Annotated in this window: 13 protein-coding genes; 6 read left to right on the top strand and 7 right to left on the bottom strand. The window is 71.6% G+C overall.

The features are described 5' to 3' along the window. Positions 1-169, bottom strand: a 169-nt coding sequence (locus QH283_RS22805) for an enoyl-CoA hydratase-related protein (protein ID WP_280504992.1), incomplete at its 3' end; no start/stop codon positions are given. Positions 170-182: 13 nt separating this feature from the next. Here QH283_RS22805 and QH283_RS22800 point away from each other — a divergent pair. The 3 genes from QH283_RS22800 (at position 183) to QH283_RS22790 (ending at position 2963) form a co-directional block, all read left to right on the top strand. Next, on the top strand, positions 183-491 hold the full coding sequence (locus tag QH283_RS22800) for a hypothetical protein (protein ID WP_432420766.1): 309 nt from the start codon (positions 183-185) through the stop codon (positions 489-491). Positions 492-727: 236 nt separating this feature from the next. Then, a complete protein-coding gene (locus QH283_RS22795) occupies positions 728-1696 on the top strand; it encodes a class I SAM-dependent methyltransferase (protein ID WP_280504991.1) in 969 nt (322 codons plus the stop codon). A gap of 28 nt (positions 1697-1724) precedes the next feature. After that, positions 1725-2963 (top strand): THUMP-like domain-containing protein, encoded by a 1239-nt coding sequence (locus tag QH283_RS22790; RefSeq protein WP_280504990.1) that lies wholly within the window; start codon positions 1725-1727, stop codon positions 2961-2963. Here the strand turns inward: QH283_RS22790 and QH283_RS22785 are convergent. The 3 genes from QH283_RS22785 to QH283_RS22775 form a co-directional block, all read right to left on the bottom strand. Beyond that, positions 2944-3483 (bottom strand): DUF1697 domain-containing protein, encoded by a 540-nt coding sequence (locus QH283_RS22785; protein ID WP_280504989.1) that lies wholly within the window; start codon positions 3481-3483, stop codon positions 2944-2946. The genes QH283_RS22790 and QH283_RS22785 overlap by 20 nt on opposite strands. A gap of 33 nt (positions 3484-3516) precedes the next feature. After that, positions 3517-4263 carry an acyltransferase gene (locus QH283_RS22780; protein WP_280504988.1) on the bottom strand — a complete coding sequence of 249 codons (747 nt, stop codon included), beginning with the start codon at positions 4261-4263 and terminating at the stop codon, positions 3517-3519. Positions 4264-4426: 163 nt separating this feature from the next. Continuing rightward, a complete protein-coding gene (locus tag QH283_RS22775; protein WP_280504987.1) occupies positions 4427-5758 on the bottom strand; it encodes a lipase family protein in 1332 nt (443 codons plus the stop codon). 278 nt (positions 5759-6036) lie between these two features. On the opposite strand from QH283_RS22775, the gene QH283_RS22770 reads away from it, so the two are divergent. Beyond that, complete coding sequence (locus QH283_RS22770) at positions 6037-7374, top strand: PQQ-binding-like beta-propeller repeat protein (RefSeq protein ID WP_280504986.1); 1338 nt, start codon at positions 6037-6039, stop codon at positions 7372-7374. Between the two features lie 12 nt (positions 7375-7386). On the opposite strand, the gene QH283_RS22765 is transcribed toward QH283_RS22770, so the two are convergent. From QH283_RS22765 to QH283_RS22755, 3 genes are read right to left on the bottom strand one after another with little or no spacing between them, the layout of a single operon-like run. Further along, positions 7387-8643, bottom strand: a complete 1257-nt coding sequence (locus QH283_RS22765; protein ID WP_280504985.1) for a glycosyltransferase family 4 protein — start codon at positions 8641-8643, stop codon at positions 7387-7389. Beyond that, positions 8640-10253: a glycoside hydrolase family 57 protein gene (locus QH283_RS22760; RefSeq protein ID WP_280504984.1), complete on the bottom strand. Its 1614-nt coding sequence runs from the start codon at positions 10251-10253 to the stop codon at positions 8640-8642. The genes QH283_RS22765 and QH283_RS22760 overlap by 4 nt, the downstream gene beginning before the upstream one ends. After that, positions 10250-11077: a class I SAM-dependent methyltransferase gene (locus tag QH283_RS22755; protein WP_280504983.1), complete on the bottom strand. Its 828-nt coding sequence runs from the start codon at positions 11075-11077 to the stop codon at positions 10250-10252. The genes QH283_RS22760 and QH283_RS22755 overlap by 4 nt, the downstream gene beginning before the upstream one ends. A gap of 191 nt (positions 11078-11268) precedes the next feature. On the opposite strand from QH283_RS22755, the gene QH283_RS22750 reads away from it, so the two are divergent. Together QH283_RS22750 and QH283_RS22745 are read left to right on the top strand one after the other, a co-directional pair. Continuing rightward, positions 11269-12054 carry an electron transfer flavoprotein subunit beta/FixA family protein gene (locus QH283_RS22750; protein WP_280504982.1) on the top strand — a complete coding sequence of 262 codons (786 nt, stop codon included), beginning with the start codon at positions 11269-11271 and terminating at the stop codon, positions 12052-12054. Between the two features lie 57 nt (positions 12055-12111). Further along, the gene (locus QH283_RS22745) at positions 12112-13068 is read left to right on the top strand and encodes an electron transfer flavoprotein subunit alpha/FixB family protein (RefSeq protein WP_280504981.1); all 957 of its coding nucleotides are present in this window, start codon (positions 12112-12114) and stop codon (positions 13066-13068) included. Positions 13069-13192: the final 124 nt, after the last annotated feature.

The following is a 13192-nucleotide window of genomic DNA, read 5'->3' as shown; positions in this document are numbered from 1 at the left end:
GCGCCAACTCCAGGCCCGCCCCGAGGCCGTAGCCGGCGATGGCCGCCACGGTCGGCTGCGGAACGCGCGCCAGGCAGCCGAGGGCGGCCTGGAGATCGGCCGCAAGCGCGGCGGCGCGGGCGGGTTCCATCGCGGCCGGCTGGGTCATGTCGTCACCGGCGCAGAACACCCGCTCGTCGCGGTTGAGTATCAACGCCGAGACCGCCGGGTCCTTCGCCGCCGCTCCGGCCGCGGCGCGTCGGCGCGGCCGGGGCGACGAGGTGGCCGCCCCCGACGACGTGTTCGCCGCGGCCCGGCGCTGGGCCGGGCAGTTCCACGGCGGTCCCGCGCGGGCGCTGGCGGCGGCCAAGGCGGTCTTCGAGGCGGGACCGCACGGGCTCGATCGGGCGCGCACCGAATGGGCCGGGCTGTTCGACACCGAGGACGCCCGGATCGGCACCGCCTCCTATCTGGCCGACGGGCCGGGCTCGGCGGTCTTCACCGGCCGCTGAGCGGCGTGGGCGTGACGGCAGACGGTGTGCCGCGCGCCGTCGCCGGGCGGCGGGTTCGTGTCCGCCCCTCGCCCCCCGCACCGCCCGGGACCGTGGTGAGCTGCCCGTGAGCTACTCGCGGGTAGCCCCGTTCGCTCATCTGTAACGGGTGTCAATTCCGGGTCGAGTCGGTCGGATGTCCGAATGGGCGGCCCGCGCACCGACACACCGGGATGATCAGGTTAGGCTTGGCGACCATGACGGTACGTCCCGACGACCCCGCGCCCAACCCCCACGCCACCGAGGCGGAGGTGGAAGCGGCGTTCAAGGATACGAAGCTCGCCCAGGTGCTCTACCACGACTGGGAAGCCGAGACCTATGACGACAAGTGGTCCATCTCCTACGACGAGCGCTGCATCGAATACGCCCGAGGCCGGTTCGACGCCGCGGTCGGCCCGGCTCCGCTGCCCTACGAGCGCGCGCTCGAGCTCGGCTGCGGCACCGGCTTCTTCCTGTTGAACCTCATGCAGGGCGGGGTCGCCAAGACCGGTTCGGTCACCGACCTCTCGCCCGGCATGGTCAAGGTGGCCCTGCGCAACGCCGAGAACCTCGGCCTCGACGTGGACGGCCGCGTCGCCGACGCCGAGACCATCCCGTACGAGGACAACACCTTCGACCTCGTGGTCGGCCACGCCGTGCTGCACCACATCCCCGACGTCGAGCAGGCCCTGCGCGAGTGCCTGCGTGTGCTCAAGCCGGGCGGGCGCTTCGTGTTCGCCGGCGAGCCGACCACCGTCGGCAACTTCTACGCCCGCTGGCTGGGCCGCATCACCTGGAAGGCGACGACCACCGTCACCAAGCTGCCCGCGCTGTCCGGCTGGCGGCGCCCGCAGTCCGAACTGGACGAGTCCTCCCGCGCCGCCGCGCTCGAGGCCGTCGTCGACCTGCACACCTTCGATCCCGCCGACCTCGAGGCCATGGCCCGTTCGGCCGGCGCGGTCGGCGTGAAGGCCACCACCGAGGAGTTCGCCGCGGCCCTGTGGGGCTGGCCGGTGCGCACCTTCGAGGCCGCCGTGCCCGACGAGAAGCTCACCCTCGGCTACCGCCTGGCCATGTACAAGGCGTGGCTGCGGCTGAGCTGGCTCGACGAGAACGTCATGCGCAAGTTCGTGCCGAGGCAGTTCTTCTACAACGCCATGATCACCGGCGTGAAGCCCACCGCCTGAGCGCGAACCGGCACGGGACGACAGCGCAGTGGGATACGGCTTCGGCCGCGCGGATGTCGACTACCTCGCGAGCGCGGCCGGACGCGCCGCGCTCGCCGAGGTGGCGCGGCTCGAGCTGACCCCGGCCACCCTGCTGCGCGATCTCGACCGCGTCCGCCGCGAGCACGGTGAGGCCGCACCCGCATTGGTGGAAACCGTGCGGCTGCGGCGCCGCGCGGCGGCCAAGCTCGACGACGCGGATCACTGGCTGCTCACCGACGACGCGGTGCAGCAGGCCACCCCCACCGCCGTCGCCCGCCGCAGGGCGCGGCGGCTGGCCGGTCGCGCCGTCCACGACGTGACCTGCTCCATCGGCGCCGAACTCGTCGAACTGGCCCGCACCTGTCCGCAGGTCGTGGGCAGCGACCTCGACCCCGTGCGCCTGGCCATGGCCGCGCACAATCTCGGTGCCTCCTGGCAGCCGATCGCCCGTTCGTCCGCCGCGGGCCCCGACGCCGGGGTGGCGGGCGCCGTCGTGCTGGCGAGGGCGGACGCCCTGACCCCCGTCACCGAGGACACGGTGGTCGTGGCCGACCCCGGCCGCCGCGCGGGCGGCCGCCGCACCCACGATCCGGCCGCCCTGCAACCACCGCTGCCCGACCTGCTGGCGGCCTACGCGCACCGCGACCTGGTCGTGAAATGCGCGCCCGGACTGGATTTCGACGCGCTGGCCTGGCCGGGTGAGATCGAGGTCGTCTCCCTCGACGGCGCGGTGCGGGAGGCCTGCCTGTGGTCACCCGGACTGGCCGAGCCGGGCGTGCGCCGCCGCGCCGCCGTCCTGTCGAGCACGGGAGCGGCCTGCACGCTCACCGACGCCGACCCCGACGACATCCCGGAGCGGGAACCGGGGGAGTGGATCGTCGACCCGGACGGCGCGATCGTCCGCGCCGGCCTGGTCCGGCACTACGCGGCGAAACACGGCCTGTGGCAACTGGACCCGCACATCGCCTACCTCACCGGCAACAGCCTGCCGCCCGGCGTGCGCGGATTCCGCGTCCAGGACCGGATGGAGTTGCGGGAGAAGACCTTGCGCCAGGAACTGGCCCGCCGTGACTGCGGCGCGCTGGAGATTCTGGTCCGCGGCGTCGACGTCGACCCCGACGCGCTGCGCAGGAAGCTGAAACTTCGCGGCGCCGAACCTTATTCGCTGGTGATCACCCGGATCGGCCGCGCCGCGACGGTTTTCCTGTGCACGGCGCACGCGCCGGTCACGACTCCATCTTCTTGACCACTTTCTGCACGGTCAGCCAGGTGCGGGTGGTGATGTCCTTGCCGTACGACCTGTCCAGCCGCGCCATGAAATCCGGCGTCTTCTGGGTGCTGTTGTCGATCACCGTCAGCAGTGCCCTGCTCGGCTCGTCGTAGCCGATCACCCTGGTCAGCGGGGCGTCGGCGATCACCGGTTCCGGGTCGGCGACGGGGCGCTTGAAGAAGGTGACGGTGAGATAGGAGCCGCGCTCGTGCACCAGGCCCTCGAAGGGGTCGCGGTCGAGCAGATCGCGCAGGCACTGGTGATCGCGCACCAGCGTGCCGCCCGCGATACCCAGCTGCTCCCGCAGCCCCCGCTGGATGCGGTCCTCCAGTTCGGCCTCGTCGGCCTCGGGGGCGCGGAAGACGATATTGCCGCTGGTGAGCACCGAGGCCACCTGCTCGAAGCCGAGATCGGTGAACACCCCGCGCAGTTTCTCGTTGCGCATGTTCGGGTTGGTGGGCATGATCCCGCGCAACAGCGCCGCGTAGCTCCGCATGAGGCGACCCTACGCCGCGGCACCGACATGCGGTCAGGAGGTCGAGACGCCGTTCTTCTTGCGTTCGATGTCCTCGAGCGCCGCCAGGTAGGCCGCGCGCGCCTCGGCGCCCGCCTCCCAGGTGGCCTTGCGGTTCTTGACCACCTTGGCGGGCGCGCCGACGGCGATCGAGTAGTCGGGGATCTCGCCCTTGACCACGGCGTGCGCGCCGAGCACGCAGCCGCGGCCGACCCTGGTGTCGCGCAGCACGGTGACCTTGGCCGCGATCCAGGTGTCCGGGCCGATGCGCACCGGGCTCTTGACGATGCCCTGGTCCTTGATGGGCAGGGTGATGTCGTCCATCTTGTGGTCGAAGTCGCAGATGTAGCACCAGTCGGCGACCAGCGTCGACTCGCCGATCTCGATGTCGAGATAGGTGTTGACGACGTTGTCCTTACCGAAGACCACCTTGTCGCCGATGCGCAGTGAGCCCTCGTGGCAGCGGATGGCGTTGCCGTCGCCGATGTGCACCCAGCGGCCGATCTCCAGGCGCCCGAACTCCGGGGTCGCGTGGATCTCGACGTTCTTGCCGAGGAAGACCATCCCGCGCAGCACCACGTGCGGGTTGGCCAGCTTGAACTTGAACAGGCGGTAGTAACGCACCAGGTACCAGGGCGTGTATGCGCGATTGGCGACGACCCAGCGCAGCGAGGCCATCGTCAGAAAACGCGCCTGCTCGGGATCCCGACGCCGCGACCCGCGCCAGCGCGAGCGCAACGGTGCGCCCCACATGCTCGTCACGTACCTACTCCTGTCGTGGAATGTGCTCCGGCCCCGCCGTCGCCGGGACCGTCCGTTCGGGTGAACAGCGTACTTTCGTGTGCTCACACCGCGCGGGCGGACCCGGGGATGACGACGGGGCCGGTGCGGACCCGGGCCGGACGGGCGCGCCCGGCGGGCGGGCTCAGTCGATGGTGCACCCGGAGATCGGCCGGTCCGCCAGCCGGTCGAGCAGGTAGGTGACCGCGTTGTCCGGGCCGAAGCCGTCGATGATCTCCGGGCCGAAGTGACCGGGAATGGTGGCGCCCGGCAGGATCGGCGGCAGCTCGTTGGTGCGGAACTTCACCGTCGCGCCCTTGTCGCACCAGGTCTGCGCCAGCGTGCGGGCCTGGCTGTAGGGCACGGTGTCGTCGTTGCGGCCGCTGGTGATGAACACCGGCGTTGCGGGCACCAGGCTGCCGACGCGCTGTTCGTTCAGGGCGGGCTCGGCCTCGGGGATGGCGGCCATGTGCTCGGTCAGCGAACGGCCGTCGACGGTCAGCGAGTCGGTGCGCAGGAAGGGGTATTTGGTGATGAGGTCGCCGACGCAGGTGTCGCTGAGGGTGGCCAGCATCTCGCGTCCGGCCGGGCTGGTGACCCGGTCCACCGCGGCGTACAGCTCGGGATAGCGGGCCAGCAGGGCATTGATGGCGTAGCCGATGGCGCCGCCGATCAGCGCGCCGTCGATGGTCTCCTGGATCACGGCCAGATCGGCCACCGGGCCGCCCGCCCAGGTGCCCTTGAGGTTCAGCTCGGGCGCGTACTGCGGCTGCATCTCCGCGGCCGAGGCCACCGCGCCGCCGCCCTGGGAGTAGCCCCACAGCACCAGCGGGGTCTGCGGTCCCACCCCGGCCAGCGCGTTGGCCGCCCTGGCCGCGTCGAGCACGGCGTTGGCCTGTTCGAAACGGTTGGCGTAGGTGTGCACGCCGGGGGTCCCGAGGCCGATGTAGTCGGTCACCAGCACCCGCGCGCCGAGCCTGCTCCAGACCGTCGAGGACGGCAGCTCCTGGTTGGCCGAGAAACCGAGCGCGGGCTCGGTGAAGGCGGCGAGGCCGGTGGAGAAGGCCACCGACATCGCGCACTGGTCACCCTGCCCCGAGGTGCCGGGGGCGATGACCACGGTGGGGCGCTCGCCCTCGCCCAGCCACGGCCCGGCGGGCTCGAGGTAGGTGCCGGTCACCACCGTGGGGGTGCCGTCCTGCAGGCGGCTGGTGTACATGACCAGCTCGGCCTCGGCGGGCCAGCCCTTCTCGTTCGGGAAGGACACGAACAACGGCATGGGCGTGGTCTTGACGATCGCGCCGCGCTCGGTGGGGAACTGCGCGGGCGGCGTGTAGAACTCGCTCACCGCGGACGCGGGTGCGGTCTGCGGCCCGGCCGTGGTGACCGCGGCGACGCTCGCCACCGCGACGGCTACCGCGAGCGCCCGGCCCGCCCAGCGACGCGCTCTGCGTCTCGACCCCTGCTGCTGGTCCATGAAACCCTCTCGAACAACCGACCCGGCACCGTTGCCGGATTCCCGACGCCTGCTGTGACCTGCGCCTATGAGTGCGGTCACAGCGGGCGTACCGGACAGTAACACATATCGCGCATATCTGAACCCGGGCGGTGTCAGATCAGTGTTCGCGGCGGTCCCGCTGGTGAGCAGGGCCAAACGGGCGCGATTCACACCCGCCGGGCGGGCGTGGGCCGTCGGGGCCGGGCGGTCACCGGCTAGTCTTGCGTGCGGCCGTCGTCGGAAAGGGGAGTCAGCAGGTGCGAACCGGTTGGGTGCGCGCGATATCCACGCGGAAGATCCCGAAGTCCACACGCGCGCTGATCGCATCGATCGCTCTCGGCTCGGTCGTGCTCACCGGATGTGGCACCGATGTCGACGACATCACCGCCGGCTCCGGTGTGGGCTGGCCCGCCGTCCACCACGACGGCCGCAACGCCGGCGTGGGGCCGGAAACCGGTGCGCGCCAGATGAACCTGAGCTGGTCCCGCCCGGTGGGCGGGCCGGTCGCCCACCCCGTCACGCTCGGACCCGACGGTCAGCTGTTCGTCACCACCCGCACCGGCAGCGGCTGCGCCATCCTGTCGCTGCAGATGGCGACCGGGCGCAAGCGCTTCTGCGACCGCCTCGGTCCCAACGCGGTGAGCTCGCCGACACTGGTCGACAGCCACACCAACGTCTACTTCGGCGACGACGGCGCGGTGAACTCCTACAACGCGCTCGGCCAGCCGCGCTGGCGCACCCCGGTGGCGGGCACCCCGGTCTCGGTGCAGTTCACCGGCGACTCGCACGTGCTCACCATCACCCAGTCCGGTCAGATCGACGTGCTGGAGCGTCAGACCGGCCTGCGGGTGGTCCCCACCACCCAGTTGCTCGGCGAGCCGGACTTCCTGGCCAACCCCGACCTGGTCCGTCCGGCGTCCGGGCACGGCCTCGACGAGTGCGGCACCGGCGGCCCGCAGTGCCCGGTCGCCACCGTCTCGGCCGTCGACACCGCCACCGGCCGGTTCTTCGTCACCGTCTGGCAGCCGGGCGAGGCCACCGCCGAGCTGGCCGCGCTGCGCTACGCCGACGAGCGCATCCACCGCGAGTGGAGCGCGAAGGTGCTCACCGGCGGCAGCACGACCAGCCCCGCGCTGTCGGCCGACGCGCAGACCGTCTACGTCGGCGACAACAGCGGCCGCCTGATCGCGCTGAACACCGAGGACGGCAGTACCCGCTGGGTCAGGCAGCTGCCGTTCACCCCCGCGGGCGCGCTCTCGGTCTCCGCCGACGGCCTGATCATCCCCGCGGGCGACGAGGGCTACCTCATGGCCCTGCGCGACACCGGCGACGTGGTCGAGACCGCCTGGGAGCGCAAGGATCTCGCGCTGCGCGGGCTGCCGGTCCAGGCCGGGGGCGGGATCGGCTACACCACCGTGGCCATCGGCGGCGGACTGAACCTGGTCACCTTCGACACCGAGACCGGCGCCACCGTCGACTCCGACGTGCTGCCCGACGCCGAGGGCACCACCACGGGCACCTCGATCGGCCCCGAGGGCGAGGTCGTCGTCGCCACCCGGGTCGGCGAGATCTTCGCCTTCCAGCCCGGCCGCTGAGCCGAGCGTGGCTCAGATCGGGTTGTTCGGATCCCGTTCCGGCAGCGGCCGTTCCGGGATGACCGGCCTGCCGAGCGGATTGCGCACCCGGCGCTTGGCCGAGGAGTACACCTGCGCGGTCTCGGCGGCCACCACATCCCAGGAGAAGTCGGCGGTGAGCCGCTCGCGAGCGGCCAGCGCGCGCTGCTGGGCGGCCTCGGGGTCGTCGAGCGTGGCCACCACGGCCTCCACCAGCCCGTCCACGTCGGCCGGTGCGAAGGATGCGCCGGTGACGCCGTCGATCACGGCCTCGCCCAGTCCGCCCGCGGTGGAGGTGACCAGCGGGGTGCCCGCGGCGGCGGCCTCCAGCGCGACGATGCCGAACGGCTCGTAGCGGCTCGGCAGCACGATCGCGTCGGCGCCGTGCAGCCAGCCCAGCAGTTCGGTGTGGTCGAGCTGGCCGGCGAAGTTCACCGCGCGCGCCACCCGGTGCACCCTGGCGCGCTCGCGCAGCCACTCGAACTGGGTGCCGATGCCCGCGACGGTCAGTGTGGTGCCCGGATGGGCGCGGCGGATGCGCGGCAGCGCCGCGATCACGTCCTGCACGCCCTTCTCGTACTCCAGCCGCCCCACGTAGAGCAGCCGCGGCGGGCCGTTTCGCGGCGGGCGCGGCCGGTAGGACCACGCGCCCACGTCGATGCCGTTGCGGATCACCGTGACCCGCTCGGCCCCGTACAACCGCTCCACCTCGTCCTGCATGGAGGACGAACAGGTGATCAGCGCGTCGGACTCGTTGGCGAGCCACCACTCCACCGAGTGCACCTGCTTGTTGACCCGGCCCGCGACCCAGCCGCTGTGCCTGCCCGCCTCGGTGGCGTGGATGGTCGACACCAACGGCACGTCGTAGAACTCGGCCAGCGCGATCGCCGGGTGGGCGACCAGCCAGTCGTGGGCGTGCACCACGTCCGGGGTCCAGCCCTCGCCGATGCCCGGCTTGCGCAGGCCGATGCCCGCGCGCACCATGGCGTGCCCCATGGCCAGCGTCCAGGCCAGCATGTCCTCGCCGAAGTCGAAGGCGGGCGGGTCCTCGGCCACCGCGACCACCAGTACGCCGTCCTCGATGAACGAGTGGGTGGGGTGGGTGGAGGCGTCGGTGCCGGTGGGTCTGCGGGCCAGCACCACCACCTCGTGTCCGGCCGCGGCCAGTTCGACCGCGAGGTGGTGCACGTGCCTGCCGAGACCACCCACCACGACGGGCGGGTACTCCCAGGACACCATCAGGATCTTCATGCCTGTCCTTCCGAGTCGCGGCCCGGCGTACCGGCGATCTCGGTGCGCGGGGCGCGGGGCGCGGCCCCGGCGGCCGGCGCGTCGACCTCGGGCAGCCGGCGCGCGTCCAGTCCGGGGAAGAAGCCGTCGGCCGTGGCCCATCTTGCCGCCAACTGGCGTGCTTTGGCGACCTGGCCGGCGCCGACGGCGGCGGCGATCTCGCGGACCGCGTGCGCGTGCTGGTGCGCCCGGTCGCGCGCGTAGCCCGCCGCGGAGTCCTTGCTCACCATGAACGCCCAGTCGCTGGAGACGGTGAGGACGGCCTCGCGCAGCAGCTGATCGGCCACCGGGTCGCGCAGCGCGGGGCCGTCGGCGGTGTGCGCGCGCATCTTGTCCACGGTGTCCAGGGCCAGCCGGACGATCTCCTCGTTCAGGGTGACCAGATCGCGCACCTGCTCGCCCGCCCACACCCGCCAGTCCTTGCCCGAGCCCCACGAGGAGTCGGCCAGCGGGAACGGTTCGCCCACGTAACCGCGGGCCCTGGCATCGGCGAGGGTGCCGACGGTGACCCCGGCCTCGGGCAGCGCGCGCAACACCTCGGCCAGCCACTGCGGACCCTCGTGCCACCAGTGGCCGAACAGTTCGGTGTCGAAGGCGGCCACGACGAGCGCGGGTCTGCCGATCCGCTCGGACTCCGAGATCAGGCGCTCGCGCACGGTGGTCACGAAGTCGTCCACATCGCGGACGACCGCGGCGGCGGCGAGTTCGGGATCGTAGGGCGCCTTGTCCGGGCCGGCCACGGTCTTGCCGGTCACCCGAGAAGGTTTGAGACCGGTCGCGTGATCATAGTGATGAAAATCACGGTAGGCGGCGTGGCCGGGGTAGCCGGATTTCGGCGACCAGACGCGATAGCTGACGTGCAGATCGCGTCCGAAGGCCACCACGTCGGAGTCGTGCACGGGGCGTCCGAGGCTGCTGTCGCCGCGCAGCGCCGGGCCGTCGACCATGAAATGCGTCACACCGGCGTCGGCGTAGCCGGTCTCCATGCCGGGGGTGTAACCGCACTCCGGCGCCCAGATGCCTGCCGGCCTGGTGCCCCAGCGCAGGTGCGCGTCGGCCAGGCCCTCGGTCAGCTGGAAGGCGCGAAGACGCGGGTCGAGCAGCGGCTGGAACGGATGCGCCAGCGGGCCGCCGAGCAGTTCGACGGTCTCGGCGTCGACCAGCTGCCGCCACACCGGCGCGGCGCCGTGGCGCCAGTGCAGCTCGAACTCGCGCAGCGCCGCGGCGGCGAGCCGGTGTTCGTGGCGGCCGAGCGCCACGTTGCCCGCCGCGGCGGCCTCGTCCGCGCGCAGCTGCCAGTTGCCCAGCCAGTGGTGCATGCCCGCCAGGCAGTGCGGGTCGTCGAGCTGGGCGGCGAGCACCGGTGTGATGCCAAGCGTCAGCAGGTGTGAACGACCCTCGGCGGCAAGGGTTCTCAGCACCTCGACGACGGGAAGGTAGGTGGCGGCCCAGGATTGGTAGAGCCATTCCTCGCCGACCGGCCAGCGTCCGTGGTGGGCCAGCCAGGGCAGGTGGGAGTGCAGGACCAGGGTGAACTGGCCGGGAACCTGTTGTGCGCGCACCGCTTTCACTTCCCAGGCTTCACCGCGATCGCCACCAGGTCCAGGCTGGCGTCGATGTCCTCGGGGTGGATGTCGAAGTCGTCGACCGACACCGCGGCCACGTCGGCGGTCAGCTCGGCGGGCCAGGGCTCACCGGCCAGGGCGCGCTGGATCTGCGCGTCGATGAACGAGCCGCCGTGCTTGGCGTCCAGCGCGCGCAGGGCGGGGCCGTGGTGCACACCGGTCATCAGCTCGACCCGGAAACCGGCCGCCACCAGCAGCTCGTCGAGCTCGGCCGCGTTCAGCTCGCGGGTGTGGAAGGGGTTGAGCGGGGTGTCGCGGCCGGGGGAGAAGGTGATCCGGTTGGGCGTGCTGATCAGCAGTTCGCCGCCGGGGCGAAGCACTCGAAGGCACTCGCGCAGGAACTGGCCCTGATCCCAGAGATGTTCGATGACCTGGAAATTCACCACCACGTCGACCGACTCGTCGGCCAGCGGCAGGTCGGCCAGATTGCCCTGGATCATCTCCACCCGCGGGTAGCGTGCGCGCACGTGCGCCACCGCGGAGTCGTCGTAGTCCACGCCGGTCACCTTCGCGGCGACACCGGCGATCATGTCGGCCCCGTACCCCTCGCCGGAACCGGCCTCCAGCACGGTCTTTCCCGCGCACCGCGCGAGCAGCCGGGCGTAGACGACCTCGTGCCTGCGGAACCAGTAGTTCTCCTCGGCGATGCCGGGCACGGTGCGTTCGCCGGTCAGCGGCAGGGTCTCGGCGTCGTCGCCGGGTCGGTCGTCCGGGTGCCGGGTGGTGACCTCGTCGTCGCCCACTGCGGCAGGGATCGCAGCCTCGCTCATCTCGTCGACGTTACTGGTAGGGGTATATCCCCGGCGCGCCCGGACCTGCCTTCGTGGCGGCTCGACAGCTAAGTTACCCACGAGTAACTTAGCGTAGGGTAGTGTCACCTGCCGAGCTACCCGAGTGGACGTACGGCCTGGTTCGTGCGCCGCCCCCATCCGCCCCCAGAACAGGAGGTCGACGAGCACCGATGCCGAACATCGTCGTACTCATCAAGCAGGTTCCCGACACGTGGTCCGAGCGCAAGCTCTCCGACGGGGACTACACCCTGGACCGCGAGGCCGCCGACGCCGTCCTCGACGAGATCAACGAGCGCGCCGTCGAGGAAGCGCTGCTGATCAAGGAGGCCCAGGGCGGCGAGGTCACCGTGCTGGCCGCCGGTCCCGACCGCGCCACCGAGGCCATCCGCAAGGCGCTGTCGATGGGCGCCGACAAGGCCATCCACATCAACGACCCGGCCATCCACGGCTCCGACGCCGTGCAGACCGCGTGGGTGCTGGCGTCCGCGCTCGGCCAGGTCGAGGGCGTCGAGCTCGTCATCGCGGGTAACGAGGCCACCGACGGCCGCGCGGGTGCGGTCCCGGCGATCATCGCCGAGTACCTCGGCCTGCCGCAGCTGACCCACCTGCGCAAGCTGACCGTCGACGGCGACAAGATCACCGGCGAGCGCGAGACCGACGAGGGTGTCTTCAAGCTGGAGGCCACCCTGCCCGCGATCGTCTCGGTCACCGAGAAGATCAACGAGCCGCGCTTCCCCTCCTTCAAGGGCATCATGGCCGCCAAGAAGAAGGAAGTTCAGGTCTTCACCCTCGCCGACCTCGGCGTCGACCCCTCCACCGTCGGCGTGGAGAACGCGGGCACCACCGTCACCTCCTCGACCCCGAAGCCGCCGCGCACCGCGGGCGAGAAGGTCGTGGACGAGGGCGACGGCGGCACCAAGATCGCTCAGTACCTGGTCGGCCAGAAGATCATCTGATCGGAGTCCCTACGCGGACGACACCTCGGACTGAAGACTTCCTAGGAGAGAAACACAATGGCTGAAGTACTCGTGCTCGTCGAGCACGCCGATGGTGCGATCAAGAAGGTCAGCACCGAACTGCTCACCGCCGCCCGCACCCTCGGCACCCCCGCCGCCGTCGTGCTCGGCGTGCCCGGCGAGGCCGACAAGATCGCCGACGCGCTGGCCGCCGCCGGCGCCGAGAAGATCTACGTCGCCGAGTCCGACGACGTGGAGAACTACCTGATCACCCCCAAGGTCGACGTGCTCGCCGGCCTGGTCGAGTCGGTCTCCCCGGCCGCGGTGATCGTCGCCGCCTCCGCCGAGGGCAAGGAGGTGTCGGGCCGCCTCGCCGCGCGCATCGGCTCCGGCCTGCTCGTCGACGTCATCGGCGTCAACGCCGACGGCTCGGCCGTGCACTCGATCTTCGGTGGCGCGTTCACCGTCGAGGCCAAGGCCAACGGCGACGTGCCGGTCATCTCGGTGCGCCCCGGCGCCATCGAGGCCGCGCCGCAGGCCGGTGCGGGCGAGAAGGTGACCGTCGAGGTCCCCGCGCAGGAAGAGGGCGTCGTCAAGGTCCTGTCCCGCGAGCCGGTCGTCGCCGGTGACCGTCCCGAGCTCACCGAGGCGAGCATCGTCGTCTCCGGTGGCCGCGGCGTCGGTTCCGCCGACAACTTCTCCGTGGTCGAGGCGCTGGCCGACTCGCTCGGCGCGGCCGTCGGCGCCTCCCGCGCCGCCGTCGACTCGGGCTACTACCCGGGCCAGTTCCAGGTCGGTCAGACCGGCAAGACGGTCTCCCCGCAGCTGTACATCGCCCTCGGCATCTCCGGCGCCATCCAGCACCGCGCCGGCATGCAGACCTCCAAGACCATCGTGGCGGTCAACAAGGACGAGGAAGCCCCGATCTTCGAGATCGCGGACTACGGCATCGTCGGCGACCTGTTCAACGTCGCCCCGCAGCTGACCGAGGCGATCAAGTCGCACAAGGGCTGATCTCCACGCGGGTGCGCCTTCGCGGCGCATCCGCGAGCAGCGCCCCAACAAACCCCGCCCGGGTGCCGGCCCGGGGGGTTGGGGTTTGGAGGGCCGGCCCCCCGGCGGGGCAAAGCGGGGGGGG

It is taken from the genome of Nocardia farcinica, from assembly GCF_029867845.1.
Classification (GTDB): domain Bacteria; phylum Actinomycetota; class Actinomycetes; order Mycobacteriales; family Mycobacteriaceae; genus Nocardia; species Nocardia farcinica_A.
This window is presented reverse-complemented; position numbering and strand designations above follow the sequence as displayed.

Excerpts from the sequence above, each read along its gene's own strand:
- QH283_RS22795 (WP_280504991.1), top strand. The coding sequence starts at position 728 with ATGACGGTACGTCCCGACGACCCCGCGCCCAACCCCCACGCCACCGAG.
- QH283_RS22785 (WP_280504989.1), bottom strand. The coding sequence starts at position 3,483 with ATGCGGAGCTACGCGGCGCTGTTGCGCGGGATCATGCCCACCAACCCG.
- QH283_RS22775 (WP_280504987.1), bottom strand. The coding sequence starts at position 5,758 with ATGGACCAGCAGCAGGGGTCGAGACGCAGAGCGCGTCGCTGGGCGGGC.
- QH283_RS22765 (WP_280504985.1), bottom strand. The coding sequence starts at position 8,643 with ATGAAGATCCTGATGGTGTCCTGGGAGTACCCGCCCGTCGTGGTGGGT.
- QH283_RS22755 (WP_280504983.1), bottom strand. The coding sequence starts at position 11,077 with ATGAGCGAGGCTGCGATCCCTGCCGCAGTGGGCGACGACGAGGTCACC.
- QH283_RS22750 (WP_280504982.1), top strand. The coding sequence starts at position 11,269 with ATGCCGAACATCGTCGTACTCATCAAGCAGGTTCCCGACACGTGGTCC.
- QH283_RS22745 (WP_280504981.1), top strand. The coding sequence starts at position 12,112 with ATGGCTGAAGTACTCGTGCTCGTCGAGCACGCCGATGGTGCGATCAAG.